Source organism: Imtechella halotolerans, assembly GCF_028743515.2.
Taxonomy (GTDB): Bacteria; Bacteroidota; Bacteroidia; order Flavobacteriales; family Flavobacteriaceae; genus Imtechella; species Imtechella halotolerans.
This window is the reverse complement of record NZ_CP117969.2, coordinates 253,466-278,902: the sequence shown is the minus strand read 5'-3', so window position 1 is coordinate 278,902 and position 25,437 is coordinate 253,466. Positions and strand designations below refer to the sequence as shown.

Sequence of the window (25,437 nt, the reverse complement as noted above, 5' to 3'; positions counted from 1 at the left end):
CCGAGCTTTTTTTACATATATTAGGTTCAGTCTTACTCTATGGTAATTATAGTGGTAGCTGATTTTAGGCCTTCTGAACTTGCTTTGACAGTCACTTTTCCTTCACTGTATTGAGATCCCAAAATCAACATGGCTTTTCCATAAAATAGACGTACAGTAGATGCTTGAAATGGCTCATAGGATCTTGGGTTACCATTGCCTACCCCTTTTATGACCGCTTCTCCTTTAATTTCAAACTGCACCTGATGATCCGCCAAGGGCTGAGGATTTCCATTTTTATCAAATGCTTCTATCAAAATATAAGTAAGATCCTCTCCGTCTGATTTAATTACTTTTCTATCAGGACTTAAACGAAGCTGGTAGGCCTCCCCGGCTGTCTTTAGTACTTGCTCACCAATCACAGATCCTTCCTTATAAGCCACTGCTTTTAATTCCCCAGGTGCATATTCTACAGAATCCCACAGAATACGATATCGTTGGGTTGCAATTGTTGATGTCGGATTCTTACAGCGTTTACCTAAGGATTTGCCATTAAGAAATAATTCTACGCAATCGCCATTAGTATATACAAATACTGGAATCGATGTTCCTTCTTTACCTTCCCAATTCCAGTGGGGTAGTATATGAACGGTTGTTTGGTCAGGATTCCAATAACTTTTATAAAGATAATAACGATCTTTAGGGATTCCTACTAAATCTACAATCCCAAAATACGAACTATAGGAGGCATGGGCATCGGTCAACCCGTTTTCCTTGGCCCAATCATTGTGATAAGGTGTAGGCTCGCCTAAATAATCAAATCCTGTCCATACAAATTCTCCAGCCACATAAGAATCCTCCTCTTGCCACATAAAATCATCATCCGGCATCTCTGCCCATGCTGGTGCGTTTAAGTCATAGGAACTTACCTGGAGCGTAGTTTTAGAAAAATCTGTTTTAGTTTTTGGTAAATTCAAATCATAATACCCTCTTGTACTAACAGTTGAGGATGATTCACTAATAATAACAGACTTGTTAGGTTCTAACTTACGTGCCAATGTATATCTACGACCATAGTTCCAATTGTGCACATCGTAATAATCAAAATGACGTAGTGCTGCACTAGCCTCACTATCACACACTAAAGTCGTAGGTCTGGTGGGATCGTATTTATTGACATAATTTAGCATGGTATGAAGTCGATGAAAACCATTATCTATATTCCAAGAAACATCCCCTATTTCATTTCCAACACTCCATATAAATATAGAAGGATGGTTTCGATCCCTGAGAATATAATTTTTAATATTTCGTTGTGAGAATTCATCAAAGTTGGTTATTTCTGGATCAAAATCCATTTTCCCGTCATACTTGTCAAATACTTCAGAAAAAACCAAAATACCCATTCGATCACATAATTCCATAACCTCAGGAGCAGGTGTGTTATGACTTGTTCTAATGGCATTCACTCCCATGGATTTCATAATTTCTAACTGACGTTCCATAGCTCTCTTGTTAAATACAGCCCCTAATGGGCCATGATCATGATGGAGATTAACTCCCTTTAATTGAACACGTCGTCCATTGAGATGAAAACCATCGTCTGCGGTAAAAGCAATGGATCGCACGCCAAATGTGGTATTATAGACATCTAGAATTTCTTTCCCTTTCTTAATAGTTGTTGTAAGTGTGTAAAGATGAGGATCCGAAATATCCCATTTCCTTGGACTTGTAAGTGGGATGGTAACTTCTACTTCCTTGGCAGAAGAAGCCCTTACCAGGGCCGTAGATTCCTTGGTAGCTACTAATTTACCTTCCTGGTTGAATATTGTTTGTTGAATTTGAATTTTTTCTTCTGCACCTGAAGCGTTGCGAACCTGAGTCATGATACGTACATCCGCATAAGATGGTTTAATGATCGGAGTTGTTACATAGGTACCCCATATATCCACATGAACAGGATTTACAGCAATCATACTAATTTTGCGATAAATTCCAGCACCAGGATACCATCGACTATCATGTTTACGTGTATCTACTTGAATAGTTAATGTATTTTCACTTCCAGGTATAATAAAATCAGTAATATCTAAATAAAAAGAATTGTATCCATAATCCCATTCACCCACAAATGCCCCATTAAAATATACTTTAGGAAAAGCCATGATTCCATCAAAAAGCAAATACACTTGCTTCCCTTTGTAGTGCTGAGGAACATGAATTTTATTGCGATACCATCCTTCATCTTTCCATGGTAATTTACCTGTGGGTCCATCTCCACCTTTAATAAAAGGTCCTGAAATAGCCCAATCATGAGGGAGGGAAATTGATTGCCAATCCGAATCATTAAAGTCGGGCTGAATCGCACCATTGTGAGTCCCTTTAGTAAATTTCCAATGATCTTTAAGAATTGTTACCTCACGATTTTCTTGCCCATTCAAATATGCACTAATACACAGAAAACTAAATAAAAGCAGGTTAATACTTTTCATATTTTATACAAACTTTAATGAACGTTAAAAATACAAAAATCCTATTATGTATAACATATTAATCTATGTATTTTACATATCCTTCGACAGTATAGCTGCTATATTAGGTTTGAAATAATTAGGGCCTTTCATAACCTTCCCATCCTCCCTGTAAATAGGTTTCCCGTCTTCCCCCAATTTACTCATATTACTTCGTTGGATCTCATTAAAAACTTCTTCAATTTTATGTTGTAATCCATGTTCTAAAATAGTTCCACACAAGATATAGAGCATATCACCTAAAGCATCGGCAACTTCCTCTAAATCATTATTTTGAGCAGCCTCTAAATATTCTTCATTTTCCTCAGCCATTAGGTTAAAACGTAATTTCACCAATTGCTCACCTAAGTAAGCCCTGGGAACTTCATTAACCCCCAATCCAAAAGCCTCATGAAATTCGGCTACAGCATTTAATTTTTCTTTCATAAAATGTAGTATCACGGATTAAAATTAATTTAGAATTGTAAACTTCTAGCAAAGACATATACCATCTACCATTCTAAATATGTAACTTCGCATAAAATTATAAAAATATGTTCAGTAAAGGACAAGTTGTTTTTGCCATTCTTTTTGCAATAAGCTTTGTAATTATAATTATCATAAGTTATCGAAAAGACATCAAGCTTCACAAACGTTTCTACAAAGGCAGCTTGAAAGTATTACTCTATTTTTTACTATTTATAGCCTCCCTTTTTGCTATTAAATACCTACTGAAATAGCACCCTGTTTCTGAATTTATTTTCACTAAATTTTTAGATGGTATTTAGGTAAAAATTAGTAGTTTAGTGAACCAACTGAGAACCTAGCCGCTCCATGAAAATTTTAAAATACCTACTGACGTTATTCCTTATTTCTGGAGCCATTTTTTTTGTATTTATTTCCAATTTGGAAAGCTCTTATGCGATACATAAATCAATTGGTATTAGTGCTCCAAAGGAGGTAGTCTTCGAAGCGTTACAAAACACTAAAGATTGGAACCTTTGGTTACCTAATCTTAAAAAAACCTCTCAATACACCGATACAAATAATGTTCATTGGCGTGCCAATAATAGACTAATTACAGTAGGTGTACATAAACAAAATACCCCTTCTTTTATAGAACACCAAATAAAAATTGAAGGTCATTCTCCCATAAATTCATCCTGGGAACTTTCACAGGAACATTCTCAAACTACAGCAAAGGTAACACTCCATGGTCAACTAAGCTTTTGGGAAAAAATTTTATCACTTTGGAAAGGATACCCTAACAAACAATTATCATCCTATTTAGAGGCCTCTACCAACATAAACAACTATCTTGAGCAACAAATGAATGTTCATTCAATTAAAATAAAAAACATTGGTAATCAACCAGAACAATGGATCATTTCTACTGCGATCACCTCTCTTTCAATAGCTGATTCGGCAGCTGAAAAACTAGTATTGTTAGCAAAACAAGATAGTCTAATACTACAAAAATCTCCCTTTATACTTTCAACCAAGGAGAATTACCATATTGCTTATCTCACCACATCTGTTGTACCTGACCTGCCAATAGACAAGGAATATCAGATCAGAAAGTTGCCCAATACCACTTATGTTAATGCAACACTTAAAGGAGGGTATACCTATCTACCCAAAGCCATCAAAGAAGTAGAGAACTACGCTCAAAAAACGGGATACAAAATAAGCGAAACTCTTCCCCTAAAATTACAATTAGTAAAAGGGGAAAAAGACACTAAAAATCCAGCGAACTGGTTTACTGAGATATGGATTCCTATTGAGCAGAAATCTATAGAAAGTCTAACAGCTAATTAATCTTTAGTCTTAAAGTCCTTAATCCCTACAGGGATGCGAACTGGGATATAATTTCTCTCAGGCACTAATGGACATGAAAACTTAGGGTTATAGACACAGTATGGATTATAGGCCGTATTGAAATCAAGAAGTACAGAATCCTTTTCAGGAATTCTCATATCTAAATACCGACCACCTCCATAGGTTTCTTCGCCATTAGTATCATCCATAAAAGGTAAGAAAAGATAATCTTTATACTCTTCTTGCTTAACGAGTTCTTGATTTTGATATACAGCTAGAGAATACTTGTTTTCATCTATCGTAAAATGAAGTATTCCATATTGAACCTCAAGCACTACCCGATCAGTAGTAGTAGGCATCATAAAAGGTTTTTCATTAGGAGTACGCTCAAAATAAGCCATTAGTGCATATGATGTGTCAATTGGAAAAAAATCAAGTTGCTTAAAGTTCTTAAAATCTTCTGGTAACAGCGGTGTAAGCTTTGAATCATTGAATTCTTTATTTAATTTATCCTGAAATGACTCTATTCGTTCTCTATGACTCTTGAAGGCCTTTTCTTCAGGGGTACCATCGTGATATTTTTTTCCAGAGTCACATGAAACACTCAACACACTGAAAATAAGTAGCAAAAAATAAGACATCTTCATAATTCGAAAAAATTAATTGAAATTTTACTTGTTTTCAAAAATACAACTAAACATAATTTTACCTAAGTTTGTTCGAAACAAAATTTCAGTTATGACTAAGCAGATTTCAATTACCACGGTGAATAAGTATACGTACGTATGCCGGTATGCGAAATCTTAATGATTATATTCAAGTATTTCAAGAGGCCCGGCGTATTTCGTCGGGCTTTTTTAATTGCCACTAAGCATGAAAAAGTTTTTCTCTGGATATGTAAATTCCTTCAAAGGTCTTCGTAAAGAAGTATGGTACCTTGCGCTCATTACTTTTGTAAACCGAGCTGGTACCATGGTCATACCATTTTTAACCAAGTATTTAAATGAAGACCTGAACTTAAGCTATGGACAGGTTGGATGGGTAATGGTTTTCTTCGGAATCGGATCTTTACTAGGTTCGTATCTGGGTGGAAAAATTTCGGATAAAATAGGATTTTATAAAGTTATGGTAATCAGTTTATTCCTTAGCGGCATACTCTTTATTACCCTACAATACATTCGTAGCTTTGAAGCCTTATGTGTGGCAATTTTAGTATTAATGACAGTAGCCGATATGTTCAGACCAGCTATGTATGTTTCACTAAAAACGTATAGCAAACCTGAAAACCGCACACGCTCATTAACCTTGGTTCGCCTTGCTATTAACTTAGGATTTGCCTTAGGACCAGCCTTAGGCGGGCTCATCATTGTTACCTTAGGATACGGTGGGTTATTTTGGATAGATGGACTAACTTGTATGGTGGCCATCCTTTTGTTTACTCGGTTAGTAAAAGAGAAAAAAACTACGGAAGAAGAGGTTGACCCCTTAGTAGGAGTCAGTAAGGCCAAACAACATATTTTTAAAGACACTCCGTTTTGGATTCAATGGATTATTTCATTTTTGATCACAGTGGCATTCTTCCAGCTATTCAGCACTATGCCTTTATATCATAAGAAGGTGTATAACCTTTCTGAATTTCACACAGGCCTTTTGCTTGCCTTTAACGGGTTCTTGGTGTTTCTATTTGAAATGCCTTTGGTAAGTTGGTTTGGAAAACAAAAAAGAGATATCACAAGGTTGCTCACTTTGAGTATGCTATTCTTTATACCCTCATTCGCCATTCTCTATTATGAGGGTTGGGTAGGCATTCTTATATTATCTGTTTTACTAATGAGTTTTGGTGAAATGTTTGCTTTTCCTAATTCAAATGTGTTTGTAATGCACAGATCTCCTAAGGGAGTAGAAGGTATATATATGGGGTATTACACGATGTCGTTCTCTATGGCCCATATTGTCAGTACTAAATTTGGAATGACAATGATCGATTGGTTTGGATATAAAGCAAATTGGATGATCATGGCAGCCATATGTGTGCTAGGCTTATTTTTCGCAATTTATCTAGAAAAACTAATAAAACGAGAAAAAGAAATAGCCTAGCGCATTACGCGCCGCTTGTTCGTTATTGGACGGTTTTCAACCACATTTGACAATACAATATGAGTACGGGTCTCACCATAAAGAATTACCTTATCAATAAACTCTTCTAAATGTGACTGATCAAACAACAACACCTCCATGATAATGTTTTCAATTCCCGTTATTCGATAACAATTAATAACCTCTTTAAACTCAGAAACTTTTTCTAAAAAAGGTTGTAGGCGGCCAGAAAACACCTTAAGCATGATTATTGCTTTCAATTGATGTCCCGTAGTTGTATGGGCAACATCCACTCTATACCCTTTAATGACTCCTAAGTCTTCCATTTTCTTAATCCTATCAGCCACAGCAGGTGAAGTTAGCCCAACTATTCTACCTATTTCAGCATTACTCATTCGAGCGTTTTGCTGTAAAAGCATAAGGATTTTCCAGTTAGTATCGTCTTTTATCATTTTAAAATAAATTAACTAAAAAACTTTAATTATTAAATATAATACTATCTATACATTTAAATATTAAATTCAAATATAAAAAACTACCAGTAATTTTGAGGTAGAAAATTGCTAAAAACTATGTCACCTGCTGCTTCATCACCGGATAATAATCTTACTCAAGAGTTATTATATAAAAAGGCTTTGGAGATATTCTCACTAAGCCGCCATCTGGCGTCTTATATTTCAAATGATAAGGACATCCTAGAAATGGGATCTTCTTCCAAAAGTGTTGACAAATATTCCATGCACCTAGTAATGGACTCGTTAAGTTTAGCTCCTAGTATAGCTAGTACTCACTCACATTTTGACTTACGCTTACGAAAAATAAGTGTTTTTACATTACGCAAAACAGTTAAACGCCTTTTACTGTATTGTGAATACCTCGAGAAAAACTATACTCAAGGAAGAGACTATATTTCTCTTCTGAAAAAAGAATTGGCCCAATTTAAAAAATATCGTACCCGCTGGGAGGCCATGATACTTCAAAAAAACTAGTATCTCGAAGTTCCTAAATATTTCTTTACAAGTTCATTAAACTCAGGAGTAATTCGAAGTATAGCGGTATGTTCTATTGAATACACCCCTTGCTCATCTTTATAGCCGTTTTTAAGCATTTCTTCCAGATAATAATAGGCCGTACCGTAATCACTATTCTCAGCACTTAAAGAAATTATATTTTTATAGGATTCATATCGCTTTTCATTCAACATGATTTGTAAAACCCACAAAAATATGTGTGAATCATCTTTAGGCTCGTTTACCAATTTTTTAAGATGATCACTAATCAATGCATCCACAAAAGCCAATAAACGTTTATTCATAAAAGCCATTTCCTGATTTGGCTCATCCTTTTTTAACAAATCCAAGGTATCATACCACCATCCCAAATTAGAGAGATTTTTAGAACTTATGTCTTCTTCTATAAAAGCCATAAACTCATCCCGTTTATATATTTCTTCTTGAATAGCTTTGGTTCTAGTTGCGGCTTGAGCTTTATAAGTACTATTCCTTTTCAACTCTTTTATATGTTCCTTCAAACTGGAAATATCCACAAGAGGTTTATAATCTGACTCCATAGACTCATATAGTTCCATGGCCTGAGCGTAGTGGCCTTTGGCCTCTAATTCTGCCCCAAAAGCCATGTCATCAGCATACATTTCAGTCAATTTTGAATCTACTCTCGGCATTTTGGCTTTCAATACATTTTGAAGTTGGAAGGAACGCATAGCCTTAGTTAAATACTGCGGAAGTGGCCAAGAGCTACCTTCCTGTACCAAATAAAGTTCATTAAATTTCTTTAGATTAGTTAACCATGGCCTGGTACTCCAAAGGTCAATCATTCGATAATCCTCTATACCTATGATACTGATTACCCCAAAAAATTGATTTTTCATATTCATCAATTGCGTAGGATTCATGGAAGTCCCTGAAATAATTAATCCATTAATACCCTTTATAAATGCAGGTGCTACCAAGGCCACATCTCCTCCCTGCTGGTGCCCCGCAATATAGATGTGATTAGAATCCAACCGCAGAAGTTCAGACACCCTTTGAAATGTAACTAGAAAGTTACGTGTATTCTCTTCCAAGGTTGTATCGGCTGAAATAGAATTAGGTGCAGCAATTGCAAAGTTATACTTTTCAGCCGCTTCCAAAAACAGAGAAAGCGCCTGCTTTCCACGCTGTTGTGGATCGACTACAAAAACAATAGGCGTTGGATTTTCGGAAGAAAAAGTAGTTGGCAGGTATAGAGCAAAAGTTGAAGTAAGTGTATCAGAGACGGTTAAATTATCGATAACAGCGCCTTTGCGCAAGGTCATTTCCTGACTAAAACCCGAAAAAAATGTCATCAAAATGATGACCCTTATACCTACTTTCATACCTTTTTAATTAACTGCCATAAAGCGGACAAATCGTAGTTTAAAGGTATAAAAAAATAGAGAATTTATGGGAGTTTTATGAGAAAATTGAGACCTACTGACAAACCTTGCACAATTCGCGTTCCTTAACCTCACCTACCAATTTACCTTGAGAATTAAGTTTAAAATCACAACAGTCCATAAAGCCTTCTACAATCATTTTACGAGCTCTAAGTATTCTTGATTTTACGGCAGGCAATGATATTCCCAAACTATCGGCAATCTCCTGCTGCTTTTTTCCCTCTAAATCAGCCATCTGAACCGCTACCTTATATTTAGGAGGCAATACATTAATAATTCCCTTTAAGCATTCTACTTCAGTATGAACCTGATTTATCAAAGGTTCTTCCGTTACCTCCATCTGGTCCACTACCTGTAGTACCCTTTTTTTTCTGTAATAGTCAACCACTATGTTTCTTGCAATTGAAAACAACCAGGACTTTACTTTATCACTTTCTTTTAATCGATGTTTATTTACATGTACCCTTAAAAACACCTCCTGAAGCAAATCTTTTGAGACACACTCATCCTGCACTTTACTTAATATAAAGCGTTCTACATCGATGGCATATAAATTCCAAATAGCTATGGTATTCATAAAACAAATGAAGTCCTTCCATCAGAAAGGACCTTTTTAATTAACAGTTACAGCCTGAACAACTACAGTTTTCACAAGAACATTGGTCGCATTGACCATTTCTACATTGTTCACAATTACAAGTACATTCTTTGTTTTGCATAACCCAATTATTTTAGATTTCCTATATATAAGACGAACGCATCTTTAAAAGGATGCAAAATCTCTTTTAAAATTACTAAGAATTTCAAGAAAGTAAAAGCCTGTGAATAAAATGAGGTATCCACAGGCCTTTATACGCTTATAAAACAATTGTTTATTACATGTTTCTACGATATTGCCCTCCAACCTCAAAAAGTGCTTGAGTTATTTGACCTAGAGAACAATACTTCGCAGCTTCCATTAGACATTCAAAAATATTCCTATTTTGGATGGCAGCCTCTTGTACCAAAGACAGTTGTTCAGAAACCTTATCCGAATAAGTTGTATGTAGATTTTCTAAGGTATGGATTTGGAATTGCTTTTCTTCTTCAGTTGCCCTAATAACCTCGGCAGGTACCACGGTTGGTGACCCCTTAGAACTTAAAAAGGTGTTCACTCCTATAATAGGATATTCTCCGGTATGTTTTAGGGTCTCATAGTAAAGGCTCTCTTCTTGAATCTTGGAACGCTGGTACATAGTCTCCATAGCACCTAAAACACCTCCTCTTTCCGTTATACGATCAAATTCAGAAAGCACCGCTGCCTCCACTAAATCGGTTAACTCTTCAATAATAAAGGCTCCTTGTATAGGATTTTCATTTTTAGCAAGTCCTAATTCCTTATTAATAATTAACTGAATTGCCATAGCACGTCGCACAGATTCTTCTGTTGGAGTGGTTATGGCCTCATCATAGGCATTGGTATGCAATGAATTACAATTATCGTAAATAGCATACAAAGCCTGTAACGTTGTTCTGATGTCATTAAAATCGATCTCTTGAGCATGCAATGATCTACCAGAAGTCTGTATATGATATTTAAGCATTTGAGCTCGTTCATTAGCCCCATATTTATACTTAAGAGCTTTTGCCCAAATTTTGCGGGCAACCCTTCCTATAACTGCATATTCAGGATCGATTCCATTGGAGAAGAAAAACGAAAGATTGGGACCAAACTCATTAATATTCATGCCACGACTGAGGTAATACTCCACATAGGTAAAACCATTGGCAAGCGTGAATGCTAATTGAGTGATTGGATTTGCACCAGCTTCTGCAATATGATATCCCGAAATAGATACAGAATAAAAGTTTCTAACTTGCTTTTCAATGAAATATTCTTGTACATCTCCCATTAATCGCAAGGCAAATTCTGTTGAAAAAATACAGGTATTTTGTGCTTGATCTTCTTTTAGTATATCCGCTTGAACAGTTCCTCTCACCTGTTTAAGTGTTTCTGACTTAATTTGGTCATACACTTCTTTAGGTAGAACTTGGTCCCCTGTAACTCCTAAAAGCATCAATCCCAGCCCATTATTCCCTTCAGGTAATTCTCCATTATAGGTAGGCCGTTCTACACCCTTATCCTTGTATATAGCTGTTATTTTGTTCTCAACTTCAGCTTCAAGACCTGCTTCTTTTATATATTTTTCACAGTTTTGATCAATTGCTGCATTCATAAAAAAGCCTAACAACATAGGAGCTGGGCCATTAATGGTCATACTCACTGAGGTCATAGGATGACTTAAATCAAACCCCGAATACAACTTTTTTGCATCATCCAAACAGCATATCGATACTCCTGCATTTCCAATCTTTCCATATATATCAGGACGATGATCAGGATCGTTACCATAAAGAGTTACAGAATCAAAAGCTGTTGAAAGCCGTTTGGCAGGCATTCCTAAACTCACATAGTGAAAACGTCTATTTGTTCGTTCTGGACCACCTTCACCTGCAAACATTCTGGTAGGATCTTCCCCTTCCCTTTTAAATGGATACAACCCAGCAGTATATGGAAACTCACCAGGAACATTTTCTTGCAAACACCACTTCAAAATATCTCCCCAAGCCTTATACTGCGGCAAGGCAACTTTAGGAATCTGTGAATGCGAAAGAGATTCGGTATGGGTTTTTATTTCAATTACTTTATCGCGTACTTTAAAGCTATATATTGGCTGTTTATAGGTCTCTTTTTTCTTGTCCCAATTTAGAATAATCTCCCAATTATAAGGGTCCAAATTCATTTTTACTCTATCAAATTCTTTCAAGAGTAAAGAAGTAAATACAGCCGTTTCTTCCTTAGTGGAAATTGATTCTAGAATAATGCCTGATTTATCAAGTTTTGGTAGCGCCCCTGAAACTGTTTCAACAGTTTTATATAATCCATAAAGCTTTTGGGCAACTTCCACTTGAGTCAGCACTTTTTCATCGTATTTTCTGTTATTTTCAGCTATTTCTGATAGATAGCGAGTGCGACTAGGAGGAATAACAAATATCTTTTCACTCATCTCCTTTGTAATTTCAAAGGTAGATTCTAAAGGTGCAGCAGTTTTTTCAACCAAGGTGTCCATGACAGCCTTATACAAGGAATTCATGCCTGGGTCATTGAACTGAGAAGCAATGGTTCCGAAAACTGGCATATCATCAGGATTCACATCCCACAACTGATGATTTCTTTGGTATTGTTTCTTCACATCCCTCAATGCATCCAAGGCCCCTCTTTTATCAAACTTGTTAATAGCAACCAAATCTGCAAAATCCAGCATATCTATTTTTTCAAGTTGAGTAGCCGCTCCAAATTCGGGAGTCATTACATATAAAGAAGTATCTGAGTGTTCTAAAATTTCGGTATCACTCTGGCCTATCCCTGAAGTTTCTAAAATAATCAAATCGTATTCAGCTGCCTTTAATACCTGAACTGCCTCAGCAACATATTTGGATAAGGCCAAATTGGACTGACGAGTAGCCAAAGATCGCATATAAACACGTGGATTATTAATGGCATTCATTCGGATTCGATCTCCAAGCAAAGCCCCACCTGTTTTTCGTTTAGACGGGTCCACTGAAATAATTCCAATTGTTTTTTCTGGAAAATCTATTAAAAATCTACGTACCAATTCATCCACTAAAGAAGACTTACCTGCACCACCTGTTCCTGTAATTCCTAGCACTGGTGTAGTACTTTTTCCACCTGAAAGTGTAAAGACTTCATGAAATTCATCAGGTCTGTTCTCCGCTAGGGATATTAGCCTTGCTATCGTATTAATATTCTTCTCCTTTAAAGAACTCTTAACTTCAGTACCTTCAGACAGAGAAAGAGTGGGTGTATCTGATCTTTTTACTAAATCATCAATCATCCCTTGAAGTCCTAACTCTCGACCGTCATCAGGAGAATAGATACGGGTAATCCCATATTCCTGTAACTCCTTTATTTCTTCCGGCAGGATAACGCCACCGCCACCGCCAAAAATTTTTATATGACCCGCTCCTCTTTCTTGAAGCAAATCATACATATATTTAAAATACTCATTATGTCCGCCCTGATAGGATGTCATGGCAATTGCATTAGCATCTTCCTGAATGGCTGTGTTTACCACTTCCTCAACACTTCGGTCATGACCTAAGTGTATAACTTCACATCCATTGGACTGAATAATACGACGCATGATATTGATGGCTGCATCATGACCATCAAACAGTGAAGCTGCTGTAACTATTCGTACTTTATTATGGGGCTGATAACGATTTGTTTGTTCCATTTGTAATTAAACCTCTTTTATTGCGATGCAATTTACGAAATTCGCAATGAAATTGCCCTATCACAAAAATATTTGCAAATGAGCAACTTACTAAAAAATAAAGCTACCTTGTCTTGACAAGGTAGCTTTGTATATTCTCTAGCTGTTTAAAATGTTAAACCGCTATTCGTGCATTTTTCTTTGTAAGCAAGCGTTTAACTCGCAATAAAAACTCATTGGGATTAAATGGTTTAGCTACAAAATCATCTGCTCCTAATTCAAATGCCTTGGTAACCGTCCTCTCTTCCTCACCCAAAGCCGACAAAACTATAACAGGGATGTTAGGGAAATTATCCTTTACGTAACTAGTCACTTCAAGACCTGATTTCAAAGGCAACATAACATCGGTAATCACCATATCTGGCTGAATGACAGCAATACGCTCTATTGCATCCAACCCATCTTTAGCAGATGAAACAGCAAAACCTTCCTTTTTAAGAATAAAATTGAGAATTTTCATGGTGAGTAGGTCATCTTCAACCACGAGGATTTTTTCCAAGTTGTTCATAATGTTCTAGATTTGGGTGTATTTTACATTTACTTTGGGCAAAAGTACCTGCAATTCTGTGCTAATATAGAAAAAAAATGAATATCATCGATTTTTTTTGCCTAAGTTCTTTAATTTTATTATAAGCGATATTGAAACATCAAATAAGCCTCCCATTCATTTTGCCATTTGCTGTCTAAATACTCCTGTCTGTTATATCCACCTTGAGCCCCCACTAAGAATTTTCCCCCAAGTTGACGAAAGTATCCCAAACCAACCCTATAGGAATTCAATGAAATTCGATTTTGAAGCTGTGATTGAATATAAGACTCATCAGCAGAGGTACCATAGCCAGCAACAAAATTAAGATAATCAAAACGGGAATCTAGATAATAACGAGTGGTTAGAGTAAAGGCCGGATACCACTTTGATTCCTGTTCCTGGAAAAAGCTACGTACATGCACCCAATAGGAACCAAAATAGGTCCCTACCCCTAAAGTTAAAGCAGGTAAGTCCATTGAATCTACTCGGGTGTAACGCACTCCAAAATCCAACTCCCAACCTTTGGTCAGTGTTTGAAAATAGTTTGCACCTACTCGCCACTCAGGAAAGACTATTTCTCCTGAGTAGGCTCCAAAAAGATGAGCGTAACTCTTTTTACCAGTAAAGAAATAGGTTTCAGCCTCCACCTGAATACCTTCGGCAATAGTCTCCTTATTAGCCATGCGATTAGCATAATTAACGCGCCCAATAATAGACCCCCATTTGCGTTCTCTTATATATTGTACAGAAGATAAATGCCAAGGACCTATTCCATCTCTTTCAAAATTAGTATAGGTGTGTTGCAACCCAAAACGATCACTATTATAACGAGAATCCAACCAAAAAATACGTTGAGTGATTTCTGAATTAGACGGAAAAACACTGGAAAGCTCGCGAAGATAGGTACGCTCTTTTTCAAAATCACCCATATCTTGATACAAACGCCATTGCTGCATGGGAAATACGCTATTTTCAGGATGTGATTTCCTTGCTTTAGCAAGCAATATTTCAGCCTGATCGTAATTTTTATCTTCAAGCTCCATTCCTATCCAATACGTATAGGCTTCCTCATATTTCTCATTCCTTTCTAGCACATGACTGTAATAATAACGAGCACTGTCTTTCTGTTTTGTAAGCTGATTTGCTCGCCCCAACACCACATAAAAATCCAAATACTCCGGTGCCTCCTTTTTCCCCATTCTTGCCTTCGCAATCGCCTGAATATATTGGCCATCCTTTAAGGACTGATAGGCACTTACTAGTAGGCTATCTGTATTTACTTTTTGAGCATGAAGCTTTCCTGAAACTAAAATAATCCCCACTAAAGCAATAACACAACCAAGCGTCCCTATTCTATTTTTACTTTTCATTTTAAATATTTTCATAGCTTACTATCTATATCACTTTTGAGTTTGAGCCTGTTCATATCCTTGCCTAACCATCACTCCCCAGTTTTGCTCTTTTTTCATGAAAAAACGATAATATCCTTTAATGGCAGCCAAAACTACTACAGGATGATAGAATAAAGGCTCTATCAATGACATCCCTATTAACTTCATTACCTCCTTTACATTTGCATAACTCTTATACAAGAGTTCATCCAGCAATATCGAAATGATGGTAATATTGATGTAAAAAAGATAGACAAACAACATGGTCCAAATAAGAAAATCGTAATTAATAAATCCCATACCGAAATAGGACATAATTAAACTCAAAAGAATAACAAAAATACCAATGAGTTCTATAACAGGAGATAGAAACTCGAAAAACAAGAAATAAGGCATAGAAAACAAACCCATTCCTTTATACTTAGGATTAAACATTACAGATCGATGCAGGTTCAAGGTTTGCACTAATCCCCTAGCCCACCTTATCCGTTGGCGCATTAGTATATTATAGGTTGGAGGTACTTCCGTCCAACACAGGGATTCCGGTATGTATTGAATTTTAAACTTTTCCTTTTTTTCGTACATTAATTTACGCATACGAATAATCAGTTCCATATCCTCTCCTAGGGATTTATGCCAATACCCCCCAGCCTCTATTACTACCTCCTTATCAAACATCCCCAGCCCTCCAGAAACTAGCAAAAGTCCATTAATTTGACTCCATGCCATTCTACCGAATAAAAAAGCCCTTACATATTCAAGCTCCTGAAACATAGGATACCATTTATTAGGGAAATGCACCTTCAGCATAAATCCTTCTTTAACACTACAAGCGTTAGAACTTCTTATGGCTGCACCAGTAGCGATCACCTTAGTCTTACTCTCAATAAATGGCTTCACCAACTTCACTATAGTATCTGCCCTAAGGATACAATCTACATCTGTACACAAAAACAAAGGATACTGAGAAGAGTTTATTCCCGCATTTGAAGCATCAGCCTTAGATTTACCATTTTCTTTATCCACCACCAAAAGCTTTGAATACACTGGGTTTTTGGATTTATAATGACCTCTTACAGTATGAGTAGGAATACGTTCTTGATAATAAAAATCAACCTTTACTAACTGAAATGCTTTAATTAATTTTTCTAAGGTATCGTCTGTGCTCCCGTCATTTACAATAACAACTTCAAACTTTGGATAGGATAAAGACAGTAAAGACTTCACATTATATACGATAGTAGCCGCCTCATTAAATGCAGGCGCAACTACAGAAACTCCAAGCGCCTCATTTGATTTCAAAAGCACTTCTTCATTAATATAAAATCGTTTGGTGACATATTTTCGTATGGCATAATAGGATAAGAACGCAAAAAGTAGGTACAGCGTCATATACAGAAACACATATCCTGCGATAAACCATTCATATACTTCTAAAAAGGCCACAATGTAGCTATGCGCTATTGTCATAAGTAAGGCGAATTAATGTGTTTTTTCATTTGTTCAATTTGGGTACTATCGGTAAAATTCGAGTCATAATTGGTATGGTCAACAGCCTTTAAAGTACGAAGACTCTCCAGCTTAACATTATCTCCAATAGATTCATCAAGAACGAGCTCACTAATGAAGGAAACTGTTTTTTCTGTTCCTATCACGGCCAAGGACTTCAATATTTCTGTTTGTACAATAGTATTATTATCTCTAAACACCAATTGTAATTGTTCCTCTGCATCTAGTAGGTACAATTCACGGATAGCTATAATAGCCTCTACAAGCACCCTATTATTCGGATGCTTCAGTAAAGTAATCATTTTCTCAGCCGCCCCAATGTAATTATAAAACACCATGACCTTAATGCCTAATATAACTATGGAATCATTAGCAGCATCCAACCAACGGTCAATATTCTTAGGAATTGGAGCATGTTTCATATAAAACACATCCACCGCTTTATACTCATTGACACTAGAAATCTCATACTTATAATCGACAAGAAAATCCAATGGTTCAGAAGTTAAATATAAGTGGGCAATAAAAGCATTTGAACGCAACACTTCGTTTTTGGCAGATATATACGGTTTAATATACTTCTGACCATGTTTAAAATGAAGTGTCTGAAAATGAAATATACCTTTACAATTTTGATACCAGTCAGCACTTTTTATCAATTTCAAACTATTTTTATGGAGATCAAAAGCCACATAAATATCCCTCACATTATAGACTAAATCGCCCTTCAAGTTTTGACTTAAATCAATTATAGAAGATAAGACAAGCCTTTTAAACCATTCTTTATGATAAGGATGTTTTTTTTTAAAATCTAAAACTGCTGCCTCCAGTTCATTTTTCTCAAGATCAGAAAAGGTAAGGTCTGTTAAAAAAGTAGCTATTATAGGTAAACAAATTCGCTTTCTTTGTAGAAAAAGGACATACCGTATACGGTTGTATACCAAAACAACCACTAATGACAGCAATAACATTGCCAACAAAGGCACTAAATAGTATTTTAAATAATGCATTAAAAGTTCTGGAATCATGCTATTCAATAGGGCTTAATACTTACAATTGGTAAACTTACCAAGTCTACAGTAAAGTACAAAAAACTGCGGGGAAATTTTTCACTTTTGCCTATGTTAATTGTGAAAAACAACCTACATTAATTCAAATCACAAAAAAATTGGTAATTTGATATAAATCTGTATTTTTATAAAAAATTAACACATAGTGAAGAAAACACTTATTGCATTCTGCTCTCTTTTTATCTTTTCTGCTTGTTCTGAATTACAACAAGTAGTGAATCAACTACCAGGTGCTACCATAAGCAATATGGAGATCGCAAATGGACTTCAACAAGCCTTACAGTTAGGAATAGACAAACAGGTTAGCAAACTTACAGCCACAGACGGTTTTTTCAGAAATGAACTTGTAAAAATAATGCTACCGGAAGAGTTAACTAAAGTAGACAAAACTTTACGAGACATCGGACTTGGAAGTTTAGCAGATGAAGGGCTTAAAGTATTAAATAGAGCTGCTGAAGATGCGGTTAAAGAGGCTACTCCCATATTTATAGATGCTGTCAAAAGTATTACTTTTGATGACGCTAAGAACATCTTATTAGGAGATGATAAGGCCGCCACTCAATTTTTGCAAAACAAAACTAATCAAGCCTTATACCAACGTTTTTCTCCAGTGATCAATAATTCACTACAAAAAGTGGGTGCCACCAAGGTTTGGACTGACATTATAACAAGATACAACAATATCCCGCTAACTAAAGATGTAAACCCTGACTTAACGGACTATGTAACTCAGGAGGCCCTTGAAGGGGTTTACACTATGATTTCAGTAGAAGAGAAAGAAATTCGTAACAATATAAATGCACGTACAACCGATGTACTGCGTCGTGTCTTTGCCCTTCAAGACAACTAGAAAAATGCTGCTAATTCAAATTTTCGTTAACTCCTCTTACAGCCTTGCTTGAGAGGAGTTTTTTTATTTCAATTATTTTTTAATATCAATACAATAAACTAACAATTAACGAGTTATGATAGTAAAACAAATTACAACATTTAATACTACCCTAATTTTAGCTTAACATAGATAAAAAATAAAAGAACCAATTTTGCCCTGTCCAAACATCATTTAATGATTATTTGAATTAGCAATCAAAAACCGGCTTTAAAGAAAGGCTGGTTTTTGGCTTTTAGGCACACTGTTACTTTTTATAACTGTTGTCTTAATTTTTCAAAATATGGAAAGGCCTTCAACATTCTAGAGCCATGCCACGAAAAAAACTCTCCATCAACTAATAGGATCTTAGCGTTGGGCACATACATTTTCAATTCTTCAAAATGTTGTTCTTTAAAAGGGTAGGGTTCAGAAGAAAGAAACAATATATCAAAATCCGTTTCCTGAAGTACTGACACACTTATCTCAGGATACCTTTCAATGTTTTGAAAAACATTCACAAATCCATTGGCTCTAAGCAACGTATTAATAAATGTATTTCCTCCAGCCACCATCCAAGGATCTTTCCATATAAAGTAAACAACCCTTAAAGATGGAAATTCTGCCACCTTGATTTGCCAATCTTGACACAACCCTTGCAACTTTCCTACCATCTGTTGAGCTTCCTTTACACAAGAAAACATCTCCCCATATTCATGTATTAAGTCATAAACATCTTCTAACGTAGTAACATCAGCAACATGTACTGGAGCAATATCCCTGAGAACATTTACCATTTCCAGCGTATTCTCCTCTTTATTACATAAAATTACATCAGGCTTTAGAGCTTGAATTTTTTCAAAATTTACTTGTTTTGTCCCTCCTACAATCACCTTTTGTGTACGTAGGTTAGTAGGATGAACACAAAATTTTGTGATACCAACTAAAGAATCCTGCAGACCCAAATCACACAAAAGCTCTGTCTGTGAAGGAACTAACGAAACAATTTTCATATGAAATCTTGTGTATTAATAATTTTTCACTTAATTTTAACAAGTTTTATATTAAAGCCCCACTATAATATGAACAGAAACCTACTATTGGTAGCCGGACTCTTTGAAGTCGGGTTCGCCGCTTGTCTGTGTATGGCCAAATTGGCCACAGGTATGTCTACTATGCTATGGGTAATTGGATTCCTTTCTACCCTTGCTATTAGTATTTATTTATTAAACAAAGCTGTCAAAGACATATCTTTTGCCGCTGGTTTTGCAACATGGGCTGGTTTTGGCGCATTAGGATCCCTAATGGTCGGATCGGTATTGTTTGTCAATCCAATTGATGTGGTCAGACTTTTGTTTATTTACGCCTTAATAGCTTCAATTACAGGTTTACGTATGGTTGCTAAAACTATGTTCTAACCAAGGTAAGAAGCCATTTCCTGTTGAAGCTTAAGAGCTTCAGCCCTAGCTTGCTCTGCAAAATCTTCCTTGCGGGACGCATAGATAATACCTCTAGCCGAGTTAACCAATAAACCTACCTGGTCATTCATACCATAGCGACAAACATCCGCTAGACTTCCACCTTGGGCACCTACCCCCGGTACTAATAGAAAACTATCCGGAACTATCGAACGTACTTCTGCAAAAAAATCAGCTTTGGTAGCACCTACCACGTACATAAGATTCTCACTATTTTTCCAATTTTTAGAGGTTTCTAATACCTGCTTATACAACTCCTTTCCTTCTACCTCTTTTGTCTGAAAATCAAAAGCACCTTCATTTGAAGTTAGTGCCAAAACGATAGTGTGCTTTCCTTGAAAAGCCAAAAAGGGCTCCACTGAATCTTTCCCCATATACGGTGCAACCGTAATACTGTCAAAATTCATATCCTCCAAAAATGCCTTGGCATATCTTGTAGATGTGTTCCCAATATCTCCCCTTTTAGCATCCGCTATGGTAAACTGTTCTGGATAATTCTTATTAAGATAATCTATAGTCTTCTCTAAAGCAATCCAACCCTTAACGCCATACGCCTCATAAAAGGCACTATTAGGCTTATAGGCCACTGCCAGATCATGAGTGGCATCAATTATAGCTTTATTAAACTCAAAAATAGGATCTTCAGTGTCTAATAAATGTGGAGGGATTTTATCTAAATCCACATCTAATCCAATACATAAAAAACTCTTTTTACGCTGTATTTCAGCTACTAATTGTTGTGTTGTCATACTTACGATAAATTCATTTTCAAAAATAAAAAAAGCCACGATATCCGTGGCTCATCTTTTTTTAAAACACTTCTGATTCTTTTAACTTTTCTGTATTTGCTACTAACTGTAACTCATCAATGATTTTCTGAATATTCCCATTCATCACACCATCTAAATCATAAATAGTTAACCCAATACGGTGATCAGTCACACGTCCTTGAGGATAATTATAGGTGCGAATTTTTGCGGAACGGTCACCACTACTCACCTGGGAATTACGTTTTTTCGCATCTTCTTCCTGTTTTTTGGCAAGTTCCATTTCATACAACCTTGAACGTAATACAGACAAAGCCTTATCCTTATTCTTATGTTGAGATTTTTCATCTTGACACTGCGCTACCAATCCGGTAGGAATATGCGTCATACGTACAGCAGATTTTGTCGTGTTTACTGACTGACCTCCTGGCCCAGATGAACAAAATAAATCAATACGTACATCATTCATATCAATATGCACATCAAATTCCTCTGCCTCAGGCAATACCATTACCGTAGCCGCTGACGTATGTACACGTCCTTGAGTTTCAGTCTGTGGTACACGTTGTACACGGTGCACTCCTGCTTCATATTTTAGGGTACCATACACATCCTCACCGGTCACCTCAAATATAATTTCTTTAAATCCTCCTGATGTTCCTTCATTTAAATCAACTACCGAAGTACGCCATCCCTTATTCTCACAATACTTGGTATACATACGGAATAAATCGCCAGCAAAAATACTTGCCTCATCCCCTCCTGTACCTGCACGTATTTCTACCATAACGTTTTTAGCATCTTCCGGATCTTTAGGGATAAGCATGTATTTAATTTCTTCTTCAAGCTCAGGCAAACGTTCTTTGGCCTCCTCCAACTGAAGCTTAGCCATTTCTACCATTTCTGTATCACTACCATCAGCCAACAATTCATTAGCCTCATCAATATTACTTTGCAACATAACATACTCGTCACGTTTTTCAACAATAGCCTTCAGATCCTTATACTCCTTATTAAGCTGCACATACCGCTTTTGATCGGCTATGACATCCGGATTAATGATAAGATCCGACACCTCATCAAAACGTTGCTTAACTATATTTAATCTTGTTAACATAAATGTTTATCAATTTCAGGCTGCAAAAATACGATATTTTTACAGATTATAAAGACCATAGCGATGATGCCCATAATTTTAGATTAATTTTGCAGCATCAAGCCGCCTAATTGTACCATTTGTAATAATCTATAAGCACTTATGGAAGAAAACCTAAAACGTCTTAATAAATTTCTTGCTGAAACAGGAATATGTTCTCGAAGAGAAGCCGACAAACTCATTGAACAAAAACGAATTAGCATAAATGGCAAAGTCGCAGAAATGGGAACCAAAGTTAGCCTGCGGGATGAAATTCGTCTAGACGGAAAGCTTGTAAGTGGAAAAACGGAAAAACCCATATATCTTGCATTCCATAAACCTGCAGGAATTGAATGTACAACGAATCAAAGCGTAAAAAACAACATTGTTGACTACATCAATTACCCGTTACGTATTTTTCCTATAGGTCGATTAGATAAGGCCAGTGAAGGACTAATCTTTATGACAAATGACGGTGACATTGTAAACAAAATCCTCAGAGCTCGAAATAATCACGAAAAAGAATACATAGTTACAGTTGATAAACCAATTACCGATCGATTCCTTAAACGAATGGCGAGCGGAATTCCTATCCTAGGCACTGTAACTCGCAAATGCGAAGTTGAACAACTAAGTAAATTTGTATTTAGAATAGTCCTTACTCAAGGACTTAACAGACAAATCAGACGAATGTGCCAATACGTTGGCTATGAGGTTACAGCACTTAAGCGTATTCGTATAATTAACATACATCTAGACATACCGATGGGTCGGTATCGCGAATTAACCTCTAAAGAAATGGAAGAATTAACCCAATTGATTTCTTCATCAGATAAAACTGAACAAGCCAGCCTTCCAAAACCGATCAACTTTCAAGCTAAAAGGCCTGGTTTTAGGAAACCTAAACAAAGATAAAAAAAGCCCTCATTTAAGAGGGCTTTTTATTAACACAAATTAAACTATCCACACTTAGAAGAGCCGCAGTCTTTACAAGTCAAACAGCCTTCTTGATATATTAGGTTGGTGGAATTACAATTACTACACTTTTGTCCTTGAGCCTCAACCCCATCTGCAACATATCGTTTCAAAGCTCGAGCAACACCATTTTTCCAATTATTGATAAATTCGCTATCAAGTTGTAGACTATTAATCAAATCTACTACTTTCTCAATCGGCATGCCATGACGAAGTGTACTTGAGATCAGTTTCGCATAATTCCAATATTCAGGATTAAACTTATGTGAAAGCCCCTCTATAGTCGTTTTATAACCACGTTGATTTTTATATTGAAAATCATATCGTGAGGTACCATCCTCATTTCTATTCTTAATAATCACTCCTTCATTTACCCATCTTGGAATAAGAATTCCATCCTCATCATCTGATAAACCAGTAAATATTTCATAAGGCTTTCCTTCAATTAAGCCAATAAAAGCAATCCACTTCTCTTTATTATTTTGAAAACGAACCACATCAGCTTCTAACACTTGTGGTCGCTTTGTTGGGAAAACGGTCAAGGTATCCTGAGTATCATCCTTTTTCTCTTCACTAGAAATTAAAACCCCAGAGCGAGATCCATCACGATAAACAGTAACTCCTTTACAGCCAGCCTCCCAAGCTTCCATATACAGTTTCCCTACCAGCTCTTCTGAAACATCATTTGGCAAATTAATGGTCACACTAATCGAATGATCAACCCATTTCTGAACAGCCCCTTGCATACGCACCTTATTTAACCAATCCACATCATTAGAGGTAGCCTTGTAATAAGGTGATTTTTTAACGATAGTATCTAATTCCTTTTGAGAATAATTTTTTGAAACATCATATCCATTTACTTCCATCCATTGCTTGAAACGATGATGAAATACTACATATTCTTCCCAGGAATCACCAACCTCATCTACAAAGTCTACTCGTACTTCTTTATCATTAGGATTCACCTTACGTCTACGCTTATACACCGGTAAAAACACGGGCTCAATCCCAGAGGTAGTTTGTGTCATAAGACTAGTGGTACCTGTAGGCGCAATAGTAAGCAAGGCGATATTTCTACGACCATATTCTAGCATATCATAATACAGCTTTTCATCCGCTTCTTTCAGACGTAAAACAAATGGATTGTTTTCTTCACGTTTTGCATCATATATTAAAAATGCTCCACGTTCCTTTGCCGCATATACTGAGGCCCTATATGCCTCTACGGCAATGGTTTTATGAATCTCCACTGAAAAAGCAACACCTTTATCACTACCGTACTTAATACCAAGGGCAGCCAACATATCACCTTCAGCAGTAATTCCTATTCCGGTACGTCTACCTTCCAATGCCTTTTTACGAATATTCACCCATAGATTACGTTCTACAAGTTTGATATCATCCGCTTCAGGATCAGCATCAATTTTAGCAAGGATAGCCTCAATCTTCTCTAATTCTAAATCAATAATATCATCCATTATACGCTGTGCGGCAGCTATATGTTTTTTAAATAATTCAAAATTAAAAACAGCTTTTGAAGTAAAGGGTTGTTCCACATAGGAGAACAAGTTAATTGCTAATAAACGACACGAATCATAAGGACATAATGGAATTTCTCCACAAGGATTTGTCGAAATAGTTTTAAACCCTAAATCGGAATAACAGTCCGGAACCGACTCTCTAATAATTGTATCCCAAAACAAAATACCAGGCTCAGCTGATCTCCATGCATTATGAACAATTTTTTGCCATAACTGCTGAGCATCCACTTCCTTGCTAACTTTTGGCGTTTCACTTTGTATTGGAAATTTTTGTAAATAAGGTGCATGCGATTTTACTGCATTCATAAATGCATCATCGATACGAACTGAAACGTTAGCGCCTGTAACCTTACCTTGCTCCATTTTGGCATCAATAAAATCCTCAGCATCAGGATGATTTATTGATACAGAGAGCATCAGAGCACCGCGACGTCCATCTTGCGCAACTTCTCGTGTTGAATTTGAATAGCGCTCCATGAAAGGCACTAATCCTGTCGATGTAAGAGCTGAATTCTTAACAGCTGAACCCTTAGGACGAATATGGGACAAATCATGACCAACTCCTCCACGACGCTTCATTAATTGAACCTGCTCCTGATCTATTTTCATAATTCCTCCATAGGAATCAGACATACCTTCATTCCCAATAACAAAACAATTGGATAATGAAGCAATCTGATATGGATTACCTATACCTGCCATAGGGCTACCTTGTGGCACGATATATTTGAAATTTTTGATAAGATCATACACCTCCTCCTCACTCATAGGGTTAGGATAACGTAACTCTATTCGTGCAATTTCTTTAGCGATACGGCGATGCATATCGTCTGGGGTACGTTCATATATACGTCCCTGAGAATCTTTAAGGGCATATTTATTCACCCAAACCCGAGCTGCAAGGTCGTCTCCACCAAAATAGGTTACCGAAGCTTCGAAAGCTTCTTCTTGCGTAAATACTTGTGGGACAGCAGTACTTTCTTTTAAATGCATGAT

At 36.4% G+C, this 25,437-nt stretch carries 21 protein-coding genes; 6 read left to right on the top strand and 15 right to left on the bottom strand.

The genetic code is table 11. The annotated features are described in order from the left end of the window. Positions 1 to 32: 32 nt before the first annotated feature. Both PT603_RS01355 and PT603_RS01350 read right to left on the bottom strand, forming a co-directional pair. Positions 33 to 2,471 (bottom strand): glycoside hydrolase family 2 TIM barrel-domain containing protein, encoded by a 2,439-nt coding sequence (locus tag PT603_RS01355; RefSeq protein WP_008238062.1) that lies wholly within the window; start codon positions 2,469 to 2,471, stop codon positions 33 to 35. A gap of 72 nt (positions 2,472 to 2,543) precedes the next feature. Next, positions 2,544 to 2,936, bottom strand: coding sequence for a pyrophosphohydrolase domain-containing protein (locus tag PT603_RS01350; protein ID WP_008238065.1), 393 nt, complete (start codon positions 2,934 to 2,936; stop codon positions 2,544 to 2,546). A gap of 387 nt (positions 2,937 to 3,323) precedes the next feature. On the opposite strand from PT603_RS01350, the gene PT603_RS01345 reads away from it, so the two are divergent. Beyond that, positions 3,324 to 4,307, top strand: coding sequence for a transcriptional activator (locus PT603_RS01345; protein ID WP_008238068.1), 984 nt, complete (start codon positions 3,324 to 3,326; stop codon positions 4,305 to 4,307). Here the strand turns inward: PT603_RS01345 and PT603_RS01340 are convergent. Continuing rightward, positions 4,304 to 4,954, bottom strand: coding sequence for a DUF1684 domain-containing protein (locus tag PT603_RS01340; protein WP_008238070.1), 651 nt, complete (start codon positions 4,952 to 4,954; stop codon positions 4,304 to 4,306). The genes PT603_RS01345 and PT603_RS01340 overlap by 4 nt on opposite strands. 226 nt (positions 4,955 to 5,180) lie before the next feature. Between PT603_RS01340 and PT603_RS01335 the strand changes: the two genes are divergently transcribed. Further along, a complete protein-coding gene (locus PT603_RS01335; protein ID WP_008238072.1) occupies positions 5,181 to 6,404 on the top strand; it encodes an MDR family MFS transporter in 1,224 nt (407 codons plus the stop codon). On the opposite strand, the gene PT603_RS01330 is transcribed toward PT603_RS01335, so the two are convergent. Continuing rightward, entirely contained in the window at positions 6,401 to 6,856 is a 456-nt protein-coding gene (locus PT603_RS01330) for an Lrp/AsnC family transcriptional regulator (protein ID WP_008238074.1), read from the bottom strand. The two genes, PT603_RS01335 and PT603_RS01330, sit on opposite strands and share 4 nt — an antisense overlap. Positions 6,857 to 6,976: 120 nt before the next feature. Here PT603_RS01330 and PT603_RS01325 point away from each other — a divergent pair, with 120 nt between their 5' ends. Beyond that, positions 6,977 to 7,393 (top strand): hypothetical protein, encoded by a 417-nt coding sequence (locus PT603_RS01325; protein WP_008238075.1) that lies wholly within the window; start codon positions 6,977 to 6,979, stop codon positions 7,391 to 7,393. Here PT603_RS01325 and PT603_RS01320 read toward each other — a convergent pair. The 7 genes from PT603_RS01320 to PT603_RS01290 all read right to left on the bottom strand — a co-directional run bounded on the left by PT603_RS01320 (position 7,390) and on the right by PT603_RS01290 (position 17,632). Further along, positions 7,390 to 8,778, bottom strand: a complete 1,389-nt coding sequence (locus PT603_RS01320; RefSeq protein ID WP_008238077.1) for a hypothetical protein — start codon at positions 8,776 to 8,778, stop codon at positions 7,390 to 7,392. The two genes, PT603_RS01325 and PT603_RS01320, sit on opposite strands and share 4 nt — an antisense overlap. A gap of 94 nt (positions 8,779 to 8,872) precedes the next feature. Then, the gene (locus tag PT603_RS01315; RefSeq protein WP_008238079.1) at positions 8,873 to 9,415 is read right to left on the bottom strand and encodes a sigma-70 family RNA polymerase sigma factor; all 543 of its coding nucleotides are present in this window, start codon (positions 9,413 to 9,415) and stop codon (positions 8,873 to 8,875) included. A 298-nt stretch (positions 9,416 to 9,713) separates the two neighbouring features. Then, complete coding sequence (locus PT603_RS01310; protein WP_008238081.1) at positions 9,714 to 13,136, bottom strand: methylmalonyl-CoA mutase family protein; 3,423 nt, start codon at positions 13,134 to 13,136, stop codon at positions 9,714 to 9,716. 154 nt (positions 13,137 to 13,290) lie between these two features. After that, the gene (locus PT603_RS01305) at positions 13,291 to 13,683 is read right to left on the bottom strand and encodes a response regulator transcription factor (RefSeq protein WP_008238084.1); all 393 of its coding nucleotides are present in this window, start codon (positions 13,681 to 13,683) and stop codon (positions 13,291 to 13,293) included. A 119-nt stretch (positions 13,684 to 13,802) separates the two neighbouring features. After that, entirely contained in the window at positions 13,803 to 15,074 is a 1,272-nt protein-coding gene (locus PT603_RS01300) for a YaiO family outer membrane beta-barrel protein (RefSeq protein WP_050951124.1), read from the bottom strand. 30 nt (positions 15,075 to 15,104) lie between these two features. Beyond that, a complete protein-coding gene (locus PT603_RS01295; RefSeq protein WP_008238087.1) occupies positions 15,105 to 16,565 on the bottom strand; it encodes a glycosyltransferase family 2 protein in 1,461 nt (486 codons plus the stop codon). Continuing rightward, complete coding sequence (locus tag PT603_RS01290; RefSeq protein WP_008238088.1) at positions 16,562 to 17,632, bottom strand: HEAT repeat domain-containing protein; 1,071 nt, start codon at positions 17,630 to 17,632, stop codon at positions 16,562 to 16,564. Before PT603_RS01290 ends, PT603_RS01295 begins: the two co-directional genes overlap by 4 nt. Positions 17,633 to 17,819: 187 nt before the next feature. Here PT603_RS01290 and PT603_RS01285 point away from each other — a divergent pair, with 187 nt between their 5' ends. Next, a complete protein-coding gene (locus tag PT603_RS01285) occupies positions 17,820 to 18,524 on the top strand; it encodes a DUF4197 domain-containing protein (protein ID WP_008238089.1) in 705 nt (234 codons plus the stop codon). A 293-nt stretch (positions 18,525 to 18,817) separates the two neighbouring features. Here the strand turns inward: PT603_RS01285 and PT603_RS01280 are convergent, their stop codons facing one another. Then, positions 18,818 to 19,555 carry an ABC transporter substrate-binding protein gene (locus PT603_RS01280; RefSeq protein ID WP_008238090.1) on the bottom strand — a complete coding sequence of 246 codons (738 nt, stop codon included), beginning with the start codon at positions 19,553 to 19,555 and terminating at the stop codon, positions 18,818 to 18,820. A 69-nt stretch (positions 19,556 to 19,624) separates the two neighbouring features. On the opposite strand from PT603_RS01280, the gene PT603_RS01275 reads away from it, so the two are divergent. Beyond that, the gene (locus tag PT603_RS01275) at positions 19,625 to 19,960 is read left to right on the top strand and encodes a DMT family transporter (RefSeq protein ID WP_040488617.1); all 336 of its coding nucleotides are present in this window, start codon (positions 19,625 to 19,627) and stop codon (positions 19,958 to 19,960) included. Here PT603_RS01275 and pyrF read toward each other — a convergent pair. Beyond that, positions 19,957 to 20,769, bottom strand: a complete 813-nt coding sequence (pyrF, locus tag PT603_RS01270) for an orotidine-5'-phosphate decarboxylase (protein ID WP_008238093.1) — start codon at positions 20,767 to 20,769, stop codon at positions 19,957 to 19,959. The genes PT603_RS01275 and pyrF overlap by 4 nt on opposite strands. Before the next feature lie 61 nt (positions 20,770 to 20,830). Then, on the bottom strand, positions 20,831 to 21,904 hold the full coding sequence (gene prfA, locus PT603_RS01265; RefSeq protein WP_008238094.1) for a peptide chain release factor 1: 1,074 nt from the start codon (positions 21,902 to 21,904) through the stop codon (positions 20,831 to 20,833). A 141-nt stretch (positions 21,905 to 22,045) separates the two neighbouring features. Here prfA and rluF point away from each other — a divergent pair, with 141 nt between their 5' ends. Next, on the top strand, positions 22,046 to 22,837 hold the full coding sequence (gene rluF, locus PT603_RS01260; protein ID WP_008238097.1) for a 23S rRNA pseudouridine(2604) synthase RluF: 792 nt from the start codon (positions 22,046 to 22,048) through the stop codon (positions 22,835 to 22,837). A gap of 44 nt (positions 22,838 to 22,881) precedes the next feature. On the opposite strand, the gene PT603_RS01255 is transcribed toward rluF, so the two are convergent. Next, entirely contained in the window at positions 22,882 to 25,434 is a 2,553-nt protein-coding gene (locus PT603_RS01255) for an adenosylcobalamin-dependent ribonucleoside-diphosphate reductase (protein ID WP_008238099.1), read from the bottom strand. Between the last annotated feature and the right edge of the window lie 3 nt (positions 25,435 to 25,437).